This window comes from Alloprevotella rava (assembly GCF_014195585.1).
Classification (GTDB): Bacteria; Bacteroidota; Bacteroidia; order Bacteroidales; family Bacteroidaceae; genus Alloprevotella; species Alloprevotella rava.
Genome location: NZ_JACICA010000002.1, coordinates 53,995 through 77,581, shown reverse-complemented (window position 1 = coordinate 77,581; position 23,587 = coordinate 53,995). Strand labels below are relative to the sequence as shown.

14 protein-coding genes and 2 pseudogenes are annotated in these 23,587 nt (G+C 46.3%); 13 read left to right on the top strand and 3 right to left on the bottom strand.

Annotation, left to right across the window (positions count from 1 at the left end; translation table 11 throughout):
- Positions 1–138: 138 nt before the first annotated feature.
- Positions 139–3,501 (bottom strand): discoidin domain-containing protein, encoded by a 3,363-nt coding sequence (locus tag FHS60_RS02315; protein WP_183694467.1) that lies wholly within the window; start codon positions 3,499–3,501, stop codon positions 139–141.
- Between the two features lie 246 nt (positions 3,502–3,747).
- On the opposite strand from FHS60_RS02315, the gene sufC reads away from it, so the two are divergent.
- The 5 genes from sufC to FHS60_RS02290 all read left to right on the top strand — a co-directional run bounded on the left by sufC (position 3,748) and on the right by FHS60_RS02290 (position 8,185).
- Positions 3,748–4,503 carry a Fe-S cluster assembly ATPase SufC gene (gene sufC, locus FHS60_RS02310; protein ID WP_009347737.1) on the top strand — a complete coding sequence of 252 codons (756 nt, stop codon included), beginning with the start codon at positions 3,748–3,750 and terminating at the stop codon, positions 4,501–4,503.
- Positions 4,500–5,804 (top strand): Fe-S cluster assembly protein SufD, encoded by a 1,305-nt coding sequence (gene sufD, locus FHS60_RS02305; protein ID WP_009347736.1) that lies wholly within the window; start codon positions 4,500–4,502, stop codon positions 5,802–5,804. The genes sufC and sufD overlap by 4 nt, the downstream gene beginning before the upstream one ends.
- 113 nt (positions 5,805–5,917) lie before the next feature.
- Positions 5,918–7,138, top strand: coding sequence for a cysteine desulfurase (locus tag FHS60_RS02300; RefSeq protein ID WP_009347735.1), 1,221 nt, complete (start codon positions 5,918–5,920; stop codon positions 7,136–7,138).
- A gap of 33 nt (positions 7,139–7,171) precedes the next feature.
- Entirely contained in the window at positions 7,172–7,492 is a 321-nt protein-coding gene (locus FHS60_RS02295) for a YbjQ family protein (protein ID WP_009347734.1), read from the top strand.
- A gap of 93 nt (positions 7,493–7,585) precedes the next feature.
- Positions 7,586–8,185, top strand: coding sequence for a ribonuclease HII (locus FHS60_RS02290; protein ID WP_183694464.1), 600 nt, complete (start codon positions 7,586–7,588; stop codon positions 8,183–8,185).
- Between the two features lie 128 nt (positions 8,186–8,313).
- Here FHS60_RS02290 and FHS60_RS02285 read toward each other — a convergent pair.
- A pseudogene (locus FHS60_RS02285) lies at positions 8,314–9,236 on the bottom strand (IS982 family transposase).
- 624 nt (positions 9,237–9,860) lie between these two features.
- Here FHS60_RS02285 and FHS60_RS02280 point away from each other — a divergent pair.
- The 7 genes and pseudogenes from FHS60_RS02280 to FHS60_RS02250 all read left to right on the top strand — a co-directional run bounded on the left by FHS60_RS02280 (position 9,861) and on the right by FHS60_RS02250 (position 20,942).
- Positions 9,861–13,289 (top strand): leucine-rich repeat domain-containing protein, encoded by a 3,429-nt coding sequence (locus FHS60_RS02280; RefSeq protein ID WP_183694461.1) that lies wholly within the window; start codon positions 9,861–9,863, stop codon positions 13,287–13,289.
- A gap of 14 nt (positions 13,290–13,303) precedes the next feature.
- Positions 13,304–13,501 carry a hypothetical protein gene (locus FHS60_RS02275; protein WP_183694458.1) on the top strand — a complete coding sequence of 66 codons (198 nt, stop codon included), beginning with the start codon at positions 13,304–13,306 and terminating at the stop codon, positions 13,499–13,501.
- 310 nt (positions 13,502–13,811) lie between these two features.
- Positions 13,812–14,690, top strand: a pseudogene (locus FHS60_RS02270) (sulfatase-like hydrolase/transferase); the annotation flags it as partial.
- 491 nt (positions 14,691–15,181) lie between these two features.
- Complete coding sequence (gene ruvB / locus FHS60_RS02265; RefSeq protein ID WP_183694455.1) at positions 15,182–16,222, top strand: Holliday junction branch migration DNA helicase RuvB; 1,041 nt, start codon at positions 15,182–15,184, stop codon at positions 16,220–16,222.
- Between the two features lie 20 nt (positions 16,223–16,242).
- Entirely contained in the window at positions 16,243–16,665 is a 423-nt protein-coding gene (gene ybeY / locus FHS60_RS02260; protein ID WP_183694451.1) for an rRNA maturation RNase YbeY, read from the top strand.
- 206 nt (positions 16,666–16,871) lie between these two features.
- Entirely contained in the window at positions 16,872–18,164 is a 1,293-nt protein-coding gene (locus FHS60_RS02255) for an inositol-3-phosphate synthase (protein WP_183694448.1), read from the top strand.
- A gap of 183 nt (positions 18,165–18,347) precedes the next feature.
- A complete protein-coding gene (locus FHS60_RS02250; RefSeq protein WP_221189626.1) occupies positions 18,348–20,942 on the top strand; it encodes a DUF5686 and carboxypeptidase-like regulatory domain-containing protein in 2,595 nt (864 codons plus the stop codon).
- Between the two features lie 88 nt (positions 20,943–21,030).
- Here the strand turns inward: FHS60_RS02250 and FHS60_RS02245 are convergent, their stop codons facing one another.
- The gene (locus FHS60_RS02245) at positions 21,031–23,010 is read right to left on the bottom strand and encodes a leucine-rich repeat protein (protein ID WP_183694445.1); all 1,980 of its coding nucleotides are present in this window, start codon (positions 23,008–23,010) and stop codon (positions 21,031–21,033) included.
- 271 nt (positions 23,011–23,281) lie between these two features.
- On the opposite strand from FHS60_RS02245, the gene FHS60_RS02240 reads away from it, so the two are divergent.
- Entirely contained in the window at positions 23,282–23,569 is a 288-nt protein-coding gene (locus FHS60_RS02240; protein ID WP_183694442.1) for a hypothetical protein, read from the top strand.
- Positions 23,570–23,587: the final 18 nt, after the last annotated feature.

Genomic DNA, 23,587 nt, shown 5'->3' with positions numbered 1-23,587 from the left:
CAAGGGAGCGACAGTTTTGTTTGTCGCTCCCTTTTTTGTAAACCGAAAAAGGAGCTGACAAGGGCGAAATATCCCCGGAAGTTGAGCAACTGCCAACTTCCGGGGATATATTTATAAGTGGAATAATTCTATCTTAAATTACTTCACCACCACTTTCTTACCATTGATGATGTAGAGACCCTTCTGTGCCTTTAGCACGCGACGGCCTTGGAGATCATAGATGGCAGCGTTCTGCTGAGGAACAACAGTTTGCGTAATGCCCGTAACGTTGAAGCCTTCAACAGGAACAGAATATTCAGCCTTGGCAGTCAAGACAGGAACTGTGAAGTCAAGATAACCAGAGTTGCCACCCAGAACATCCTCATCGGTTGCAACAACCACCTTGCCCTTATTAAACAAGCCCTGACCAGCCTTCAATGTGGTTTTTTCGAGCGTACCGCAAAGACCATTGACAGGATGACACTCAAAACCATAGGTCATTTCAGAAAGAGATGTTGCCGTCGGGAAGAAGCTGAGACCATCCAGACCTTCATTGACCACTACAATAAACGGCGTACCTGCTGGAATTTTTTCGGTGCTAGCGTAAGCCGTGAGTTCGAGCGTCGTTGTCTCACCTTCCGTATAAAGACCTGCTACTTTATAGAGCGTACCTTCATCACCGACGGAAGCCTCTATCTCATAGGGCAGTGTGCAAGGTGTCGGTCTCTGAGCTGTAAAGTCTACATAAGAACTTTCACCCCAAGCAGTGGCCTTTTCGATAGTGAAATAAGAGTCTACATTCGTACCGTTATCCGTATAAACCAAATCGCCACGTGTGTAGAAGCGCAAATACGTGCCAGCACCTAAGTTCATCTGGAAACTGGAAGCCTTTGGCGCACCCTCTAACAAGAGATTGACGGGAGTGTCTGAACCTGGGGCTGCCAGATAAAGGCTATTGTCGTTATTGGTAGCTTTCTTAGTACGACCTGCCATATTGAGACCAGTACCGATGTTCTTGAACGTGAACGAACCATCCTCATTGACTGTTACCAACCACATATAGCTAAGGCGGTTGTTCAGATTAGCATCGTCGCCAGTTTCAGAGGAATAGCCACCCCAACGCAGCGTTGCATGAGAATTATTACCCGCAGAGTAAACATACTGTTTGTTGACAGAAGCATTATCGGAGTTAGCGCGAAGGAAAACAATGTCGCCCGTAGCTGGTTTATGAAGAGCTGCATCAAAAGCCTTTGCAGCGTTAGCCACTTGAGCCTTAGCATTGTTCAACTGCTCAATCGTTGTGAAATCAGCAACATGTGACGATACAGCATCCAAAGCTGTCTGGAAAGCTGCCTTAGCACCTCCAGCGTAATCACCAAAATTCTCGCCTTCAACTGCTGCATCAATAATAGCCTGCTGCTTTGCAATCTCTGCCTTCAAAGTTGCTGGATCTGGATAAACGGCCTTGTAAGCGTCATAAGCAGCTTGGAACGCATCAACATCGGCTTGTGTCGCATTGCCTGCGGCAATAATAGCAGAAGCAGCAGCGAGCTGATCCACAAAGTTCTTACGTATCGTTGGATCTACGCTTTCAGCCAATGAATGATCCTTATCGTAAGTCGCCTCATAAATACGAAGTTCGCCAAGATAGAAGTAGAGATTACCGCTAGCATGGGAATTTCCTCTATTTTGCTCCACTTGCAAACGAACATAACGGAAGTTTTCACCATTATTGAAAGCAAGAGAAGTACGGCCTACATACTTTTCAACCTTTGAACCATCGATCGTAACAGAATCGGTAAAGGCGAACGTTGTTATGTTCTGACTTACCCAATTAACAGAGTCGTTGGAGGCAAAGATGCGAACTTTATAGGGCAGACCATTTGTAGTTGTATTGTAGCGCTTAGCATACTTCAAAGTGATGGCTCCTACTGCCTTTTCAAGATCGGCATTCAAGCAATGATACGGAACATCGGGCAAAGAAACACTCCATGAAGTATGGAAAAAAGTCTTCAAGTCGCCATCAACAAGATTTGCGATAGGACCTTCAGAAGGCTCTTGAGCATTGGTAGAAAGCTGAGAAGCTTTTGTCACCAAACCGTCAACTGTTGCGGGATAATCGCCTGGTGTTGCGGCCGATGTATAAGTTAAACCTTTCTGGTAGTAGTCATTAGCTTCATCAAAGAGTTCCGCCAAGCGTTTCTTGGCTTTCTGTTGATCCAGAGCTGACTGAAGTGCATTAACATCTTCTTGGGAAATCGGATAGAGATGCCAAGCCGAATTCTGATGAGTATTGTCCCAATAAACAACCGTATTTGCACCACTCGTATTTGCATGAAGCAGCATATCCACATCGTTTGCCTGAAGTGCAAAGTAGTCCTTCACTCCAGGGAAGTTGGAAATGGTATAAACTTGCTGCTTTTCAGCCGTCGTAGGAATAACTCTTCCATACGCATTGAGGAATCCTACATAGTTGTTGGTCAGATAGTTCTGAATGTAGAACTGATTTGGCGTTTCACTGGCAGGAACAAGTTTCCAAATATACGCCATATCATCAGCCGTCGGATGCTCGGGACGAGTCCAAGAGGCTTTATTGAAACGAACCTGATCATTGTCTTCAAACATGCCTGTAGCTTCACCTGCATGATTAACAAAGAAATAGTAGCCTTCCGTAAAAGGAATGATGCTTTCTTTTGCTTCTTTATAAGCTTTTTCAATCTCAACACAAGCGTTGTTGCAGGCTTCTACATCTGTGCTTGTTTCATTGATGAGTTGCTGTGCACGCTCAAAAATTTCTTGTAAAGCATCAAACTTATCCTGCGGGATATTGCCCGGCTCAGTACCTGCGATAAACTCTTCATTACTACCTGTAGGGAAATACTGATTGAAGATAGAGGCGAGTTTTTCAAGCCCTTGAACCTCTTCTACAGCATAAGCATACCAACAGTTTCCCTGACATTGATTAGTGAAGCCCGGAGTTTTCCCCGCATAACCATTCAACTGATAATGAGTGTCTTTAGTGGGAGCACCCCAATCAGAGAAGGTAAAAACAAGAGCACCTGGATAAGAATCAAAAGTAACTGTGCCCCAATCTGCATCAGCTGGAACTGCGGCAGCATTGGCGTAGTTTTCAGAAGTTCTCACATAAAATGCTTCCGCATTACGCTGCGAAGCTTTCATAACTAAAATGGCGTAACCTTCAGCATTCGAGCCAACGGATAAATACTTACCACTGGCAGGATTGAATAGATAGTACTGGTTTGTAGACTCGTTGGCAACTTGAAACTCCCAAACACCACCATCGGTGATAGAGGTTTTCAAGTTCTCCGTAAGCGCCGTATCCAGCACGCAAAGAGAAGAAGAACGGGCTGCTTGTAAGCAGATCTTCTGGCCGGGCGTTATCGTCTTGAGATAATTGCCCTCGCCAAACCCTACAGCCGAATAAACGGTCTGAGCACTAACCACAATGCAGGCAAAAAACATTGCTAGCAACATTGCAGTCCTAGAATAGAAATGTTTCATAGGGATAAGTGTTAGATATTGTTAGTAGTATTCTGTTTAGAGACTCTCTATTTTTCAATAAGTCCCGTGGCAAATATAAAGATAGTTTTTTCATTATGCAACTATTATTCACATTCTTCGCGTTTTTTACTTTATTTTCCTGCCCATTTTACTTTCTGATTGTAACAGAGGCCTTTGGCTCGTATTTTGTCGTACAGTTTTTTATCTCTATTTTTGCATATAATATACATCTATATAAAATAATTCATGCTCGAAATAAAAAATCTCCACGCTAAAGTGGAGGGAAAAGCAATTCTAAAGGGGGTTGATTTGACTATCAATGATGGTGAAGTCCACGTTCTTATGGGCCCGAACGGTTCAGGTAAGTCAACCTTGTCGAACGTATTGGTGGGCAACCCTAAATACGAGGTCACAGAGGGCAGCATCAGCTTCAATGGTAAGGACCTTTTAGCTATGAAGCCAGAAGACCGCGCCCATGAGGGTATATTTATGTCTTTCCAAGCTCCCACAGAAATTCCTGGGGTTTCTATGACCAACTTCATGCGTGCCGCTGTTAATGCAAAGCGCACATACTTCGGTCAAGAACCTATGAGCGCAAGTGATTTTCTGAAACTATTGCGTGAGAAACGCAAGCTCGTTGGATTAGACGCTCACTTCATGGGGCGTGGGGTCAACGAGGGCTTTAGCGGTGGTGAACGCAAACGCAACGAGATTTTCCAAATGGCAGTGCTCGAACCCACTTTCAGTATTCTCGATGAGACTGACTCAGGACTCGACGTTGACGCATTACGCATCGTGGCGGAGGGCTTTAATCAACTCCGCACGGAAAAGACGAGCGCCATGGTCATCACCCACTACCAGCGTATGCTCGACTATCTCAAACCTGATTTCGTTCACGTTCTCGTCAACGGGCGAGTGGTGCGTAGCGGCAGTGCCCAACTGGGTTACGACATCGAGGAGAAAGGGTTCGAATGGATTATTGAAGAAGCAGAAAAACAATGAGTGCCATTCAACAATATCTGGACTTATTCGCTTCGCAGCGTACTGTGATCGAGGATGGTTCCTGCTCCACCATGAATGCCGAAAGACAAGCAGCGTTCGACAACTTGCAGCAACACGGACTACCTACACAGAAAGTGGAGCGCTACAAATACACCGACTTAGAAAAGGCTTTAACGCCTAATTATGGTCTGAATCTCAAGCGAATTCCGCTAAGTGTTGATCCATACAAGGCTTATCGTTGCAGCCTTCCTAAGATGAATGCCGACGTGGCTTATGTGGTCAACGACACCGTGGTTCCCGCAACACTTTCTTTCCATGAGAATGCTGAGTTCATCAAGCCCTACTACAATCGCTTAGCCACTCAGCAACGCGATGCAGTATCAGAACTCAACACAATGCTGGCACAAGATGGGATTTTGATTCATATCCCTGCTGGTAAGAAGTTGGAACGCCCACTGCAAATTGTCAATATCAGTGCGGCCACTATCGACTTCATGTCAAACCGCCGTGTACTCATTGTAGTAGAAGAGGGAGCAGAAGGTACGATTCTCTTCTGCGACGAAAGCCCTACAGAACAACGCAGTCTCACAACGCAAGTCGTTGAAATCTTTGCAGGAAAAAATTCAAAGCTGCATCTCTATGCTTTAGAAGAAACGGCCGACACGCATACGCATCTGAGCAATATGTACATAGAGCAGCAGGAGCGGAGCGAAGTAACCTTCAACGGCATGACTCTCCATAACGGCATCACGCGCAACATGATGGACGTTCACCTCGTTGGGCGTCACGCCGCTATCAATGCTTATGGCGCAGTCATAGCGAACGCACAAGAGCACGTCGACAATAATATCCTCATCGACCACAACGCCGAAGAGTGTACTAGCGACTTACTCTACAAATACGTACTTGACGACAAAAGCGTTGGTGCTTTTGCAGGAAAAGTTCTTGTTCAGGCAGGTGCACAAAAAACGGCTTCTCAGGAGACCAACTCCAACCTTTGTGTCAGTCCGGACGCCCGTGCTTATGCACAACCCATGCTGGAAATCTACGCAGATGATGTAAAATGTAATCACGGTTCTACGGTTGGAAAGCTCGATGAAAACGCACTTTTCTATATGCGCCAGCGTGGTATTCCCGAACCGGAAGCTCGCCTACTTCTCCAACATGCTTTCATCAACGATGTTCTTCAACACGTCACGCTCGAACCTTTACAGGAACGCCTCTCTCATTTGGTTGAACTTCGTTTCCGCGGAGAATTGCGTCATTGCGACGGTTGCAAGATGCAGAACTTTTGTAATTAAACCTATGTGCTAATGTGCTAATACAACAATGTACTAATGGACCAACGGGCTACAACATTAGCGCATTAGCACATTAACACATTAACACAGTTCCACATTAGCACATTAAAGAAATGAATACATATCTTGATTCAAAAGTTCGGGTCGACTTTCCTATTCTCTCCCGAAAGGTTTACAATCGCCCACTTATTTATCTGGACAATGCGGCCACTACGCAAAAGCCTCAGTGTGTCATTGATGCAATTTCAGAGGAGTATCAGAGCGTGAACGCCAATGTTCACCGCGGCGTACACTACCTTTCCCAGAAAGCAACCGAGCTCCACGAAAACGCCCGTGAGCGCGTTCGTCAGTTCATCAACGCCTGTTCCACATCAGAAATCCTCTTTACGCGCGGCACAACCGAAAGTCTCAATCTCATGGCCAGTTCCTACGGCGAGGCATTCCTGAAAGAAGGCGACGAAATCCTCATTAGCGAAATGGAACACCACTCCAATATCGTGCCATGGCAAATGCTGTGTGAGCGAAAAGGCTGTCGAATCAAAGTTATCCCTTTCAACGAGAAAGGCGAGATTGAGATAGAGAACTATGAAAAGCTCTTCACCGAACGCACGCGCCTTGTTTGCGTGGCTCATGTTAGCAACGTGCTCGGCACGGTCAATCCTATCAAAGAGATGGGCTGCATCGCGCACGCCCATGGGGCACATATCCTCGTAGATGGCGCACAGAGTGTTCCCCATTTCAAGGTGGATGTTCAAGATCTCAATTGCGATTTCCTCGCCTTTAGTGGTCACAAAGTCTACGGCCCTACCGGCATTGGCGTTCTCTACGGTCGCGAATCGCTATTGGAGCAAATGCCGCCCTATCAAGGCGGTGGAGAAATGATTAGTCGCGTAACGTTCGAACACACCACTTACGAGAAACTCCCTTACAAATTTGAAGCGGGTACGCCCGACTATGTAGGCTCGCACGCCTTGGCCGTTGCGCTCGACTATGTCGACTCTATCGGCATGGACAAGATTCATACTCACGAACAAGCCCTCACTCGCTATGCTATGCAGCAAATGAGCCAGATTGAAGGTATGCATCTCTACGGCACCAGCGAGAGAAAAGATGCCGTTGTAGCTTTCAACGTAGGCGACATCCACCCGCTCGACCTCGGCACCCTACTCGACCGCCTCGGTATCGCTATCCGAACGGGACACCACTGCGCACAACCCGTCATGGAACACTATGGCGTGGAAGGAATGTGCCGCGCCAGTTTCGCCCTCTATAGCACACAGTCCGAAGTAGATACACTCATAGCGGGCATCGAAAGAGTAAGAAAAATGTTTTAACCGCAGCCCTGCTGCACAACACAGCATACTATTATGTTACTCACTACAACTCCAACGATTGAAGGACACACTATCCAGCAGTATTTAGGTATCGTAACCTCAGAAACCATTATCGGCGCAAATGTCGTGCGCGATTTCTTCGCCGGCTTACGCGATTTCTTCGGTGGTCGCGCAGGCTCCTACGAAGAGGTGCTCAAGGAAGGCAAAGAAACAGCACTACAAGAAATCCGCGAACGCGCTGCCGCAATGGGAGCTAACGCTGTTGTAGGCATCGACCTCGACTACGAAACCGTAGGTGCTCAGGGTTCTATGCTGATGGTGGTATGCTCTGGCACTGCCGTACGCGTAGAATAATTTCCTTTTCTTATCCACAGATCACCCGCGACCAACCAGGCACGATGCGTTCGCGCCCTCTTGGCTCGCGGTTTCTTTTGAAAAACAAAATCCATGCTTGCTTCTCATTTCAGCACATATCCTCTCGAGGCCGGTTGCGATGAAGCTGGTCGTGGCTGTCTGGCGGGTAGCGTTTATGCCGCGGCAGTCATTCTCCCCGAGGACTACCACAACGAAGGACTCAACGACTCTAAGCAGCTCTCCGCCCACAAGCGCTACCGCTTGCGTGAAGAAATAGAGCGCGACGCTATAGCCTGGGCAATCGGCATTGTCACTCCGCAGGAAATCGACCGTATCAACATCCTCCAGGCTTCTATTCTGGCTATGCACCGCGCCTTGGATCAACTACAGGTACGTCCTGAATTTATCATTGTCGACGGCAACAAATTTTTCCCCTACGGCACTACGCCGCATCAAACTATCGTCAAAGGCGATGGGAAATATGAGTCGATTGCAGCCGCCTCTATCTTGGCCAAAACTTACCGCGACGACTATATGCAGAAACTTCACAAAGAGTATCCCTTCTATGGTTGGGACCACAATGCCGGCTACCCCACAGCCCTACATCGCGAGGGTATTCGCCGCCATGGTTGCTCTCCCTACCACCGCCGAAGCTACAAGCTCCTTCCCGAGGACGAACCCACGCTCTTCTAACCTCCGCATACACTACGCCACCCCAATTCGGTTTAAGAAACGCTCTTTCATGAGTTTCTTAAACCGCACACGCATCCTTTCGGCCTTGACCTAAAACCGAAGTGTAATTGTTTCACGCAAATTATAGATTAGAATAAAGTGAGCTGTTTTACACCCTGCTTTTCTTCCCTCTCAAACTCCATATTGATGGAAGGTTTGGTGTCGTAGAAAGCATACGCAGCAATACCAGCTAAAAGATTAACGATAAAATTAGAGATACTTCTATGGCGTGTGTGAACTATCTGTGCAACGTTCTTCAACATATCATTGATAGTCTCTATGATACTTCTCTTGCGAAGCATGATTTTATCATGCACATCCATTAATCTGTTCTTCATATTAGTTCGTATTCCTGTTACGATGTGCACACCTCTATCAAAGAATGAAGCAAACAGTGATTGAGGAATATACCCTTTATCGGCATATAATTTCCCAAATAAATCTTTCGTTAAATCGTTGAATACTTTTGGGTTACGGTCGTCTACATTGGCTCGGGTTAGTGCAAAATTGAGTAGTTCGCCTCGTTCATTACACAAAAGATGAAGTTTGAAGCCATAGTACTTTTCCCCTTCTGGGCATAACCTTTGAATACGCGATTACGGGATTGTCTCTTGTTTTCGCACACTGGAATACGTGTGGAATCGATAAAGGTTATCCCTGTGCATTCTCCCATTAATCCCAGTTTGAGAAAAAGCAAGAGGGGGATTGCAACACGAGGCATACGTTCAACGAAGCGTGTATAGGAGAGTAGATTGGGAAACTCTTTTTTTAGTTCTCGGCAAACATAAAAGAGATAGAAATGTTTGAAATTCCGAAATGTATTGCTGTGAAACAATATAAGAATTGTGATCATTTCAGCATCACTCATTCGTCCTTTTCTCTTGCGATGTTTTGGACTATTGGCAGAGGGATTTGAGAGCGAAAGAGAGGTTTTGTTCAATTCTAAATTATATTCTTTGCAGAAATCATCTGCAATACAATAGATTTCCGTAACTTTGCTGACAAGTTTCATGAGGATTGTTATTTTGTTATATGATTGATTTTCAACAGTAAATATACAAAAAACAATCCTCTTTTTAGGCTTTTATTGAAACTTTTTTTGAGGAAAAAGAAGAACTGCTTATCCCGAATTGGGGTATATAGATATTCATCATTAGTAAGAGTTGTGCGGAGCATATTGAAAGCGGATTGGTCTTCGCGGACGCCATTGGAAGCAAGTTGGTGCTTGCCTGACTTGATAATAGGGCGCAGTATTTCTGCTGCCTGAACATATTTGTCCTTTTGCAACGGTCTGAAATTTGCACTTGCTTGTTGAATTCACGCTTTCAATGATAGTCATTGTTATCAAAAAAGATGTAAATTCCCGCACGATTTAAACTTTCTGCTGATATTTTTTGCAATTATAGAAATAATTACCACCTTTGCACACACCTTTATAAAAAGCTGATCACTTTCTACTGTTGCGCTCACAGTGTTGACGACTTACAGACTTCAGGAAACCATGCATTCGGACAGAACGGCTGGGATGCAGGCAAAGAGTTGCCCATTATGGTCTTTTAAAGAAGAAGTATCAGACCGAGTAAGCTGCGCATTTCAAATGGGAATTAATATTAATATTAATAACATAAATATGAGTATGAGAAAATTAAAACTGCTATTGCTGACATTGCTCTTGACAGCAATACCTAATTTCCTTTGGGCATACACAAAGGATCAGATAGTTTCGTTTGACAACGAACAAACGCACTATCAGGTGATTCAGCCCGACGGAACATCTGGCGTACAGCCTACATTGAGATTCTTGTCAACCAAGAATGCTGGTCCGTTGGTTATCCCTGAAACAATAGGTGACAATAAGGGCGTAACTTTCACCGTTGTAGAAGTGGGTTCCAAAGGTGGCTATACCAGCAAAAAGGTAACATCCGTAACACTTCCGAACACCATTAAAGAATTAGGTATTAACTGCTTCAGTGGGGCAACAAAGCTGGACAGTATAAACATTCCGGCAAGTGTAGAGAAAATAAACCCCATTGCTTTCGGCGACTTACGCACAGTTCCTGTCTTCACTGTTGACCCTGCGAACAGCCACTTTTCGTCAGATGCTAATGGAGTGCTTTATTCAAACGACAAGACAAAACTGTGGAATGTTCCGACAGCTATTGCGACAAAGATTGGCAGTGACACTTACAACGTAGATCCGAATGTGACGGAGATCAACCGCGGTGCATTCCCTGCCCATGCAGAACTCAAGAAAATCGTATTGCCGGCTGGACTGCAAAAGGTTGATCAGGTTTATCCTCCTATCGCTACAACCAACACCTTGTTGGAATTTGAAATTGCAGAAAGTAACCCAACATTCAAGGTTGACGGTGGTGTACTTTTTGACAAAACAAAAAAAGAATTGGTCTGCTACCCAAGAGCAAAAGCAGATACCGATTATAAAGTTCCCGATGAATTTACAAGTATTGGTCAGTATGGTATCATGAATACTGACAACATAACCTCTCTTGACTTGAATAAAGTTGTGAAAACGACCAGTAACTCCGTCTATGGGGCAAAAAAACTTCAAACAATCACAATACCCACAGGATTGAAAAAGGATGGTTTGAAAGAAGGTGCTATCGTAGCATGTGATAAGATAAATGAATACAAGGTTGCTGATGACAACCCTGACTTTGTTGCTGTTGATGGAGTTGTCTTCAACAAAGAGAAAGACAAGCTCTTTTTGTATCCACCCAGCAAGGCCGGAGTTACCTATGCTATTCCTGAAACAGTCAAGGAAATTGCAGCACAGTCCTTTCAGGCAGCCAACAACTTAACATCCATCACTATCCCTAAAGCTGTAGAGAAAGTTGGTACAGCTGCATTCCGTAACATGCCAAATCTTGAGACTGTTACATTTGAAAAGCCTTCTTCTACGACAACACTGGAGCAAGCAGCTTTCAGGGGTTGCGAAAAACTGAAGACGGTGACGCTGCCCGCGACAATCACTGAGCTTAACGACGTGTTTAATGGGTGTAAGGAATTAGAGACAGTCACCATGCCTGCTGACTCTAAGTTGAAGACAATCAAACCCAATGTATTCACAACGAACAAGAAGTTGAAGACCTTTAAATTTGAAGGTAACTGCGATTTGGAAACCATTGAAGAAAATGCCTTTGCCAATGCAGAGAGCCTCGAGTCATTCAACATGCCCAAATCTGTAACAAATATCAAGCGTAATGCTTTCAGCGGATGTAAGAAGTTGGCTACGGTAACCTTTGACCCGGAAGCCGTTATTGCAGAGATTGGAGAAGGAGCTTTCGCCGATTGCGGTCTGCATGGCATAAGCATCCCTAAGAACGTGACGAAGATTGCAAAAGAAGCGTTCCGTAAGTGTAAGGATCTGAAAAAGATTGAAGTAACCAAGGCGACGACCGACATTGACCCGCTGGCTTTCCAGTATTGTGAGAACCTGACCGACATCAATGTTGAAAAGGAAAATACAAAGTATTCAAGCGTTGACGGTTATCTGCTTTCACATGACAAGAAGGAGCTGATTCTCTTCCCTCCAGGAAAGGCTAACAGCAAATTCACACTGCTTCCTCCATCCATTGAAACGATTGGCGAAAACTCTTTCTTCAACTGTGAGAAGCTGACCAATGTGACCATCCCTAACAAGGTTAAATCCATCGGTAAGCGTGCTTTCGGTCTGTGCAAGAAGCTCAAGGTTATCACCTTCCTTTGCGATGACATGATTCCGGCAGCAAATATCAATACGGCACAAAACGAGATGTCATTCGATGACGGCACACAGGCTGGTGACATGTTTAAGAATATCACAATCAATGTCCGTAAGGAGTTGGTTAACAAATATAAAGATGAAGACTTCTATAAGAAGTTCAAAGGTGGTATCAAGGAATCATTCACCATCGGCACAGAGGAATATATTGCGATGTCAGAGGAGAGTGTGAACATGCTTAGCACAAAGCGTGAAGACCATACTTTCGTTCTGCCAACAAGCATTGAACATAACGGTAAGAAATACGGCGTAAACCTCATCGGCGACTATGCTTTCCAGCACGTAACAGCCAAAGTGAAGGAAGTTGTTGTGAAGAAAGATGTATCTTATATCGGTGCCAATGCTTTCATCACTTCAGATGCAGCAAATCCTGTCCAGAGTATATTCTTCATTGAAAGCGCACCTACCGATGAGATGTTGAGTACAACCCGCTTTGAGCTGGATGAGACAGGAACGAACTATAACGAGTTTGCCAAGACAACTAAGATTTACGTAAAGAAGTCTGCCCTTAAAACTTACAAGAAGGTATGGAACAAGCAGGTATATGATCTTACCGCACATGCTTACAAGACAAGTGAGTTCAACTTCATTGACCAGCTTGACTATAAGATTCCGGGGGTATCCATCAAGAACAAGTACGGAACATTCGCTCGTGAGTTCGATGTAGACTTCAGTGACTACTATAATGAGAAGCACCATTCAGCGGTTGCAGCTTTCGTAGCCAGCACTAAGATTTTGGATGGAAAGGGCGACTACGGTACAGCCACTAAGCACGTTCAAATGACGAGTGTTGACAAAAACGATGGTTACACAGGTTCTTATTCTTACGTTCCTGCTTATACGGGCGTACTTCTCAAGGTACTCGATAAAGAAGCTACAGATGCTGACTTCTACTACACGATTGGTGAACAAGATCAGCAAGTCTACCATGTCACAAACAACGTTATGACAGGTGTAACTGTAAACCCCATTACCTCTCTCACAGCTACAACTACCGACCCCATTTATGTGATGCAGGGCGGTACCTTCCACAAGGCTGAGAGCAATATCAATAACTTCCCTATTCACAAGGCGTATATGAAGTTCAGCGCTCTGCCCGCAGGCACACGAGTTGTGTTCGATTTTGACGATACCACAACAGGAATTGAGAGTATCGAAAGCATTGATACAGGCAGTTCCAATCGCGCTGCTGATGTTTACTACAATCTGCAAGATCAGCGTATCAGCAAGCCGCAGCAGGCAGGTCTCTATATCCTCAATGGTGCAAAAGTAATAATCAAATAAAGTCACAGAAAACTATGAATAAGAAACAATATATAGCACCTAAAACAACTTCTATTACCTGGTCTGCTGAAAGTTTGATGCTTGTTGCCAGTCCTGGTGTAGGTGGGGGTTATAATCCCGGAGAAGAGATTGATACCAGAAAGCAAGATCCTACTGAAGAAGATGGAGGTTTGCACATTTGGGGCGACAAGAAATCTCTTTGGGAAGAATAAAAAATAAGAATTGTCTGTTATAAAGTCCTTTCGGATACTTATATACATACAAAATATGACTGAAATTGGAGGATGCTTTGTAGCATTCTCCAATTTTTATTATCAGATATAAGAAAAGTTTCTTTTTTCTGCTCATTTTTTAGAGCACAAAAAAGCGACAATAAGAACGAAAAAGAGAGAAAAAGATGAAAAATCTGTAGAAAAGTAGTAGTTTTGCGAGGCAAGTTTCGACTTAACACACCATCATGAGAAAAATTACCTCTTTATTACTTCTTTTGTTGTGGCTGCCTTTGATATTGTGCGCTGCAGCAAATGCCGGCAGTATTCTTCCGACCTTATTCATCAGCACGCTCTCAACTGGCTCGACAAGCAGAGCAAAGACAAACCCTTCTTGAGCATCTTTACCTACACGCTTCCGCACGCTGAACTGATTCAGCCCGAGGACTCCATCCTCGAAGCCTATAAGGGACATTTCTGCGCAGAGCGTCAGTATGGTGGCGATAAAGGTTCGCGCTACAATCCGACGAACATTGCTCACGCGCAGTTTGCTGCCATGATCAGTCGCCTGGATATGCAGGTGGGCGAAATCATGAAGAAACTCGAAGAAAAAGGCCTGGCGGAAAACACCGTTGTGATTTTCACCTCCGATAATGGTCCTCACGAAGAGGGCGGGGCAGATCCCACGTTCTTCAATCGTGATGCAAAACTGCGCGGCTTGAAGCGCAGCACCTACGAAGGCGGTATCCGCATCCCCTTTATCGTTAGCTGGCCGGGACAAGTGAGAGAAGGCGTCACCAGCGACCACCAGTTTGCCTTCTACGACTTGATGGCTACATTCTGCGACTTGGCAGGCATCGAAAACTATGAGCAGCGCTATCGCAACCCACGTCTGAAAAACGACTGGTTCGATGGTCTCTCCATCTATCCCACGCTGACGGGCAAGGGAACGCAGAAAGAACACGACCATCTTTATTGGGAATTCCACGAAACCAATATGCTCGGTGTGCGCATGGGCAACTGGAAGATGGTTGTCAATCGCGGCGAGGTACACCTTTATGACCTTGCCAACGATTTGCATGAAGACCACGACGTGGCTGCTGCTCATCCCGAAGTGGTGAAGAAAATGAAAGCTTTTATTAAGCAAGATCACACCGATAGTCCACTCTTCCGCGTGACACTTCCGCAGTAAAATCATTCCAAGTATAATCCCTCAAGGGAGCGACAGTTTTGTTTTGTCGCTCCCTTTTTTGTAAACCGAAAAAGGAGCTGACAAGGGCGAAAGCAAAGCTGCAAAACTTTTGCGCTCCTTATCGGAATTTTGCCCATCCGCTTCCTCTTTTTTCTCCTAAAAGTTGGGCGAAAAACTACATATAGAGCCGTTCGTAAATATCCTTATTGTGTCAGCTGACGCAATAAGGATGTCAGCTGACAGCCTTATTGTATTTTCAAACGCAATAAGGATATTTACGACCTCCTTTATTGTGTTTAAAATCAAAGTGTTATGAGGCGTGTTTTTCCTTGATGTGGTGATGAATAGCTGCCGTTTTCTGATTTTTAGTTCAGATGAAAAGTGGAGCATAAACGCCATGGTATTAGTTCTACTTCTCCTGTTTCTGCCCATTCTTTTGTACTGATTGAACAAAACTGATTATCACAAGAATTTCGTACCTTTGCGGCATAATGGGACAAGATACATTTGACATCAGGTCGGAGCAGATGACCCCGACATCCTCGGAGCGAGAGTTTGAGAAAGCCCTGCGCCCTCTGCAGTTTGATGATTTCAGCGGTCAGCAAAAGGTGGTGGAGAATCTGCAGGTGTTCGTTGAGGCGGCAAAGTACCGCGGCGAACCTCTCGACCATTCTCTGTTGCACGGTCCTCCCGGATTGGGTAAAACAACGCTTGCCAATATCATTGCCAATGAGTTGGGCGTGGGGTTCAAGCTCACCAGCGGCCCCGTTCTTGACAAACCCGGCGATTTGGCAGGTTTGCTCACCAGTTTAGAGCCTAACGACGTGCTTTTTATAGATGAAATCCATCGCCTGCAACCTGTTGTGGAGGAATATCTCTATTCCGCCATGGAGGACTATCGCATAGATATTATGATAGATCGAGGTCCGGCAGCTCGCAGCATTCAGATAGACCTCAATCCTTTCACTCTCATTGGTGCCACCACGCGTAGCGGTCTTTTGACAGCTCCCTTGCGCGCTCGCTTCGGTATCAACCTCCATTTTGAATACTACGACAGCGAAACATTGCAGCGTATCATAGAGCGTTCCGCCTCTATCCTCAATGTTCCTATCACTGCCGAAGCGGCCGAAGAAATTGCTGGGCGCAGTCGTGGAACGCCACGAATTGCCAACGCACTCTTGCGCCGCGTACGCGACTTTGCGCAAGTGAAAGGCAATGGGCGCATAGATTTGGACATCGCAAAGTTCTCCCTCGAAGCTCTTAACATCGACAAATACGGCTTGGACGAAATCGACAATAAGATACTCCTCACCATCATTGATAAGTTCAAGGGTGGCCCTGTGGGTATCAGCACCATCGCCACAGCCATTGGCGAGGATGCCGGAACAGTGGAGGAAGTTTACGAGCCTTTCCTCATCAAAGAAGGCTTTATCCGCCGCACCCCTCGTGGGCGCGAAGTGACCGAGCAAGCCTATCTGCATCTGGGCCGTTCCATGTACACCGGTGGGCCGCAGGAGCAGAGTCTGTTTTGAGAATGTATATATCTTGAACGATGATAACATATAATACAATCAACGTTGCGATGCCGAAGATCCGACGCCGTGACAATTCTGCATGGGTCAAGCGTGTGGCTGCTTCTTATGGGCGTAAGGTGGGCGATGTGGCCTATATCTTCTGCGACGATGAAGAAATCCTGAGGATCAATCGTCAATATCTCCAACACGACTATTATACGGATATTATTACCTTTGATTACGACGAAGACGACGTGATCAGCGGCGACCTTTTCATATCTCTCGACACGGTTCGTACGAATGCTGAGCAATTGGGCGTTTCTTATGAGCAGGAACTCAATCGTGTCATCATTCACGGTATTCTTCATCTTTGCGGCATCAACGATAAAGGTCCGGGTGAGCGCGAAATCATGGAAGTTGCCGAAAATAAGGCGTTGGCCATGCGGGAAAACAATGCGTAAAAGCCGCCTTTTCTTCGCTATCTCCTATGAAAATTGTTCTTTTTGGGTAGAATCCTGTTCTTTCTTTCCAGAAATGTGCTAAAAAACGGAGGTATTTGAACGTATGTGAAAACATTTGCTACTTTTGCAATATCGTTACACGCCGTGTTATATATCTATTGTGACACGTTACCAATAATAGACATTTCTAAAATAAGTCTTATAGTATGAAACCAGCAGAAGGAAAATTAGGCGTAATGGTTGTCGGTCTCGGTGCCGTAACCACAACTTTTATGACGGGCGTCCTGATGGCGCGCAAAGGCCTGGCAAAGCCCGTTGGCTCAATGACGCAATACGACAAGATTCGTGTGGGTCGAGGAGAGAATAAGAAATACCTCCACTATTCCGATATCATTTCGTTGGCAAGTCTTGACGATCTCGTTTTTGGCAGTTGGGACGTATATCCCGAAAACGCCTACGAATCAGCACTTCAAGCACAAGTGTTGAACGAACGCGATATAGAGCCCGTTGCAGAAGAGCTCAAGGCCATTGTTCCCCTTAAAGCTGCGTTCGATCGCAACTTTGCCAGCCGTTTGGATGGAACAAATGTGAAAGATTGCAGCACGCGCTGGGAAATGGTTGAGGCTTTGCGTCAAGACATCCGCGACTTTAAGGCGCGCACAGGTTGCAGCCGTGTCGTTGTGATGTGGGCGGCCTCCACTGAAATATATGTGCCCGTTGATACAGCGGTTCACGGCACGCTGGCAGCCCTCGAAACTGCCATGAAAGCCGACGACCGCCAGCGCATAGCCCCTTCAATGTGCTACGCTTATGCAGCTCTGGCCGAACAGTGCCCCTTTATCATGGGCGCGCCCAATACTACGGTAGATATTCCTGCCATGTGGGAATTGGCCGAACAAACAAAGATGCCGATTGCGGGTAAAGACTTCAAGACAGGTCAGACCCTCGTGAAATCAGGTTTTGCTCCGATCATTGGCACACGCTGCTTGGGTTTGAGTGGCTGGTTCTCTACCAACATTTTGGGCAATCGCGACGGTCTCGTCCTTGATGAGCCTGCCAACTTTCATACCAAGGAGGTCAGCAAACTCTCTACGCTGGAGAGCATCCTCGTACCTGAAGAGCAGCCCGACCTTTATACCGACTACTACCATAAGGTGCGCATCAACTACTACCCGCCGCGCAACGACAACAAGGAAGGTTGGGACAATATAGACCTCTTCGGTTGGATGGGCTATCCCATGCAAATCAAAATCAACTTCCTCTGCCGCGACTCCATTCTGGCTGCGCCGCTGGTTCTCGACCTCGTGTTGCTCTCCGATGCAGCTGCGCGCGCTGGCCGCTTTGGCACGCAACGTTTCTTGAGCTTCTTCCTCAAGAGCCCCATGCACGATTACACGCAGAATGAAGTACCTATCAATCATCTCTTCCAGCAGTATGTCATGCTAAAGAACGCCATTCGCGAAATGGGTGGGTATGAAGCTGACGAAGAAATAGATTAGTCCTGCCTTTTCTCCCTCATAGGCAAAGACAGTTTCGAGGTGTTCGTCCGCGGGAGTAACGACACGATAATTTCCCTAATGTGACCTTAGCATTTGACGCACCAAGGGCCAATAGCATTAAAGATGTTGATGCATAGCCGTGGTTCGTCAAATGCTATCTTTCTTTTATAAACGAATAGCAAGTTGAAAAGATTCTCTATCTTCCTTCTCCTGGTGTTTTTAGTACTTACCGCAGTGGCGCAGACTATCAGCGGCACGGTTACGGACGCACAGACGGGCGACAAGCTCCCGTTTGTCAATGTCTACTTCGATAAAAACCACGGAACGCAAACAAACTTCAACGGCCATTACTCTGTGGCGCGCAACGGTAGCAAGCTCACGTTCTCCCTGGTGGGCTACAAAACGCGCGTTCTGAAGGTGAAAGCGGGCGAGGTCCTCGATGTGAAGCTCGAAGCGCGGGAGGACGGAGTGCTTGGAGAGGCTACGGTGACGGGAACAAAGCAGCGCTACAGCCGCAAAAAGAATCCAGCGGTCGACCTCATGCGGAAAGTCATCGCTGCCAAGAAGCAGAGCGACCTCAAGCGGCATCCGTTCTACAGCATCGATAAGTATTCCAAAACCATCTTTGCTTTCAATGACGTCACGGATAAGGTTCTCCAAGAAGGGAAGTTCAAGAAGTTTCCTTTTCTCAAAGACCATGTAGAAACCAATAATGAAACCGGCAAACTCATCTTGCCTATCAATGTCGACGAAACGGTGTCGCAAGAAATCTTCCGGCAATCGCCGCGCTCCGGCAAGACGATAATCAAAGGTAAACGCTCAACGGGTTTGAACGATCTCTTTTATACTGGCGACATTTTTACTACTGTCGTTCAGGACTGCTTCACCGATGTGAATATCTATGAAGACGACGTGCGTTTGCTCCAGTATCCGTTCACCAGTCCTATATCTTCAAAGACGGCCATCTCTTTCTACCGCTATTTTTTAGTAGATACAGTGATGGTAGACTCTATCAAAACCATCCATGTCAACTTCACGCCGAACAATCCGCAGGACTTCGGCTTCAGCGGCTCCCTCTTCATTGCCGCTGACTCCTCTTACCGTGTCGTCAAGTGCGACCTGGGTATTCCTGGTCGCAGCGACGTCAACTATGTAGAGAACATGCGCATCATTCAGCAGTTCCAACAGTTGCCCACAGGGGAACAAGTCCTCGTTCGAGATGATATGCTCGTTGAACTAAAAGTTGTAAACTTCTTCCAGAAGTTTATGGTGAAGCGTCTGACAGAGTACAGCAATTTCTCCTTTGAGCCAATTCCCGAAAAGACTTTTAAGTTTCGCGGCGACACGCAGTTGGCCGCCGATGCCTTGATGAAGGATGATGCCTTTTGGGACAAATACCGCAGTGACCCGCTCACGGAATCGGAGGGGAAGATGGAGCAACTCGTCACGCAGTTGAGTCAGGTGAAAGGCTTTAAGCCCGTGTTGTGGGTGGCAAAGGCATTTATCGAAAACTTTGTGGAAACCACCACCGACCCAAAGAAAGGTTCAAAAGTAGATATTGGCCCTATCAACACCATTTTTAGCCAGAATTTTGTCAATGGTTTCCGCCTCCGCGGCTCAGCCCAAACCACAGCTTTCCTCAATAAGCACCTCTTTCTGAAAGGCTATGCAGCTTACGGCTTTAAGGACCGTCGCATTATGGGATCTGGAGAGATCACTTATAGCTTCCTACCAAAGGCCTACCTGCCGCGAGAGTTCCCCGTGAGCAACCTGTCGCTCAACTACACGAACGACGTGATGTCGCCCTCCGACAAATTCTTGCCCACAGATAAGGACAACGTCTTCACCTCCCTCAAATGGACGAAGGTGAACCACATGATGTACTTTTGTCGCTGGACGCTGGTCTTCGATCGGGAGTGGGAGAACAACCTGCGCTTTAAGGCACAGCTTCGCCACGAGGTGGACGAGCCTACAGCCGCACTTTTCTATCAGCCCCTCAATGGCGCTGGTGCGCCCTCTTTGGGTGGGAATTGGCAGAAGAAGCTCACCACGCTCGATGCTACGCTGAGTTTTATCTACAGTCCAGGTGCCAAATGGGTCAATACTAAGCAACGTCGCTATTCGCCCAGTCTCGATTTCCCGGTCTTTAGCGTCAGCCACACCATGGGTTTTAAGAATCTGCTCGGAGGAGATTACGCTTACAATTTCACGGAAGCCAGCGTTTACAAACGCTTTTGGCTCCATTCGTGGGGAAAAATTGACACGCGCCTTTCGGCAGGCGTTCAATGGAATAAAGTGCCTTATCCCTTGCTCATTATGCCCGCTGCCAATCTCTCTTATATCTCGCAGGACGAGATGTTTAGTTTGATCGACAATATGGAATTCCTCAACGACCGTTATGCTTCGCTTTTCGCCTCTTGGGATCTCAACGGAAAGCTCTTTAATCGCATTCCGTTGCTCAAAAAACTCAAATGGCGCGAAAGCTTTGGCTGCAACGTTCTTTGGGGCGATTTGACCGATAAGAATAATCCGCTCCTCGCCAAGAATGCTGCCGATGCGCGCCTCTTCTATTTCCCAGGCGAGTTCCAAGCTGACGGTTCATTCCGTTATCTCTCCCACGCGATGGATAAGAAAAAGCCCTATGTGGAAATAGTGGCTGGTATTCACAATATTTTCAAGATTTTCCACATCGAATATGTCCGTCGTGTCACATATACGGAGAATCTCCCCGCCAAGCGCAAATGGGGCATACGCGGAATGTTTCGCGTGACATTCTAAGGTCACGCTTCTTCACCTAAAGAGCCGAAACAAGTTTTTGTAACTGTGTTTCGGCTCTCTTCTTATTTATATCTCTCGATAGTACCTGTTACGGCAGTTTTGGGGCTTGCCAGAAATATTGGTCGTCGGAAGTGGTGCGGCCGCCTCCTTTGTAGGTGACACCTTTTCCTATGAGGGTGATCACGTCTTGGTAGAAATTTTCGTCATTCTCTATCTCTGGCCGATTGGTAAGGTGCGACTGAATGGTATAAAGGTTCTTGGCCATATACCTATCAATGTATTCTTCCTTGGTTTGTTTCGATTTGTGGTTCCAATTTGCATCCGGATTGAGCACCAACGGGCGGCCATCAATGAGCCGTTCGCGCACTTCGCCAGGATGGAGCAATGTGCCGTTTTCGTCCGTCACATAAGCGGCAAAGCTGGGATCCATCCAAACCCACTTATTGAGAGTCTTGCTCCATACCATTACTATGACATGGCAATCGGGATCTCCTATTTCTTTACTTTCGCACGTGATGAAGCGAGCAGGGTAGCCAAGAGCCAGATAGCAGTCGGTTAGCATTTCTGCCAGAAACCGGCAGTTGTATCTGCGCTTGTTCTTCTGAGCGTTGCGGAAAAGGTCGAGTGCGTTATACTTGCATTGTGGCCAACTGGACGAACCATCGTGTGGGATAGCATCGTGGAGCCAATACATCACGCGCTTGATGCGGCTGATCTCATCTCCGTTGCCAGCGATGCTGTCCAGCTTGAGTTCTTCACGCACCTTTTTCAGAATGGGAGAGTCGAACGCATAGGTAAAGGCCTGTTGCGTCTGTTCCGAACGTTCGTATTGTGGAGAAGTCTTGAGAATATAAATGTAATCGCCAAATAGCCGTGACTTTTCTTTGAGAGCCTCAAAATCGGATTGGCCTGCAAAATCGTTAAAGATACTATCGCAAAGGAGACGATATAGTTTTCTCGGTCTGCTTTCTAAGATGAGTTGTCCATATTTCAATAGACCTGCTTTGTCGTGTAGGATAGCAGAGGTAGCAAGAAAGTTATTCAAGATGGCGGAGGTGACAAAAGTTTGATCCTCGCTGTGAAAGTCGGGGAAGGCCTCAAAGCTCTGCTGCAATTGTCGGAAAGCCTTGAAAGTTTCTTCTGTATAAGGTCCTTTTTCGGGGATTCCTTTCACCCATTCCGAGTTGCTTAAAAACACTTGGTTGGGGAGAGAAACATAGTTGTGAAAGTTGGGGAGATCAGCAATACCCGCGAAGGCTGTTGAAAGTACAGGGCCGTTGAAGGTGATTTGCTGAAGTGCGGGGCATTCGCTCAACCATTCTTTGCTCCCTCCTGTGGAAAGCACAGGGCCGTTGAAGACAATCTCCGTGAGTTTGGGGAGCTTTGAGAAAGTTTGCCAACCATCTATATGTCCCAGTGTGCCATTGATTTCAATCTTGCGCAAGTTGCTACAATCTCGGATAGAGCCACCACCGCTGATGAAGAGGACGCTGTTCATTCGTACTGTTTGTAGTTTTTCGCAACCTACGATGGCGTTTGAAGACAAGCTACCCAATGTTTTCGGAAAACAGATGTCCTCCAATTCCGAACAATCGGTAAAGGCATCTTCATTGATAGATACTTTTTCGGGAAGGACTACGCGGCGAATGCGTGCTTCGCGGAAAGCATTGGAATCAATCAAATGAAGTGCGCGCGGAAGGATAACTTCTCCCACCTTGCAGCGATAAAAAGCCCATTGCGGCAGGATGGAGTCGGCCTTAATCTGATAATTGAAGAGGAATGCGTCTGTACTTTTATGCAACGTGGCATCGCTGAGATCCAAACGCTGAAGTTTTCCGTCCACGGCTGTTGTGTCGCGACTGATACCCATCAGCGAGCGGAGAAAATGCCAGTCGGCACCATTGAGCGAGCCGCGGAGCGTTAGCTCTGTGAGCGACTTACGAACTTTAGGCGGTAGTTGCTGTTCCAGCGTACCGGGTTGTTGTACGTTTACTTTCACTTTTCGAGCCGAGGCCGTGAGGCTTACGGTAAGAGCCAGAAGCAGACCCCATGTTTTGAGCTGTGTCATAGTGTGCTTGTAGTTAGCTGATTTTTAGGAGTTATATTTCTTGTTGCCAAAGTTACAAACGATGACTTTAATGTGCAAATTTTAAGGGCAAATAGACTTGTCGTCTTCTGTCTTCGTGAAACTTTCGCCGGCTTTGTGTTCATTCGTGGGCAATATTTTCAGAAGAATCGTTTTCTCCTACTTTGTCAAGGAAACACTCATTCTACAGCCCTGAGAATCGCGCGAAATCCAGCGCGAAGCCTTTCGGTGGAAGAAAGCGCAGAATAAAAAAATGAGCAGAATAAGGAAAAAGATGCTTTTGCAGGGTATAGGCGTGATTCCTATAAGGATATTCTCCAACGCAATAAGGCTGTCGGCCGACACAATAAGGATGCCAGATGACGGAATAAGGAAAATGACGACTAAAAAGGAGGGAATCAGCATCGGAAACCCACTTTTTCGGGATTTTCTCCCGCAAAAGCAGCAATTGGCTGCTTTGGATGGTGAAGAAAAGCAGGGAAGCGGAGAAGAGGAAAGCTTCTTTAACATCTCCTTGCGCAACTGTCACTGTCAAGAATAGTGACACGGAAGAAGAGAC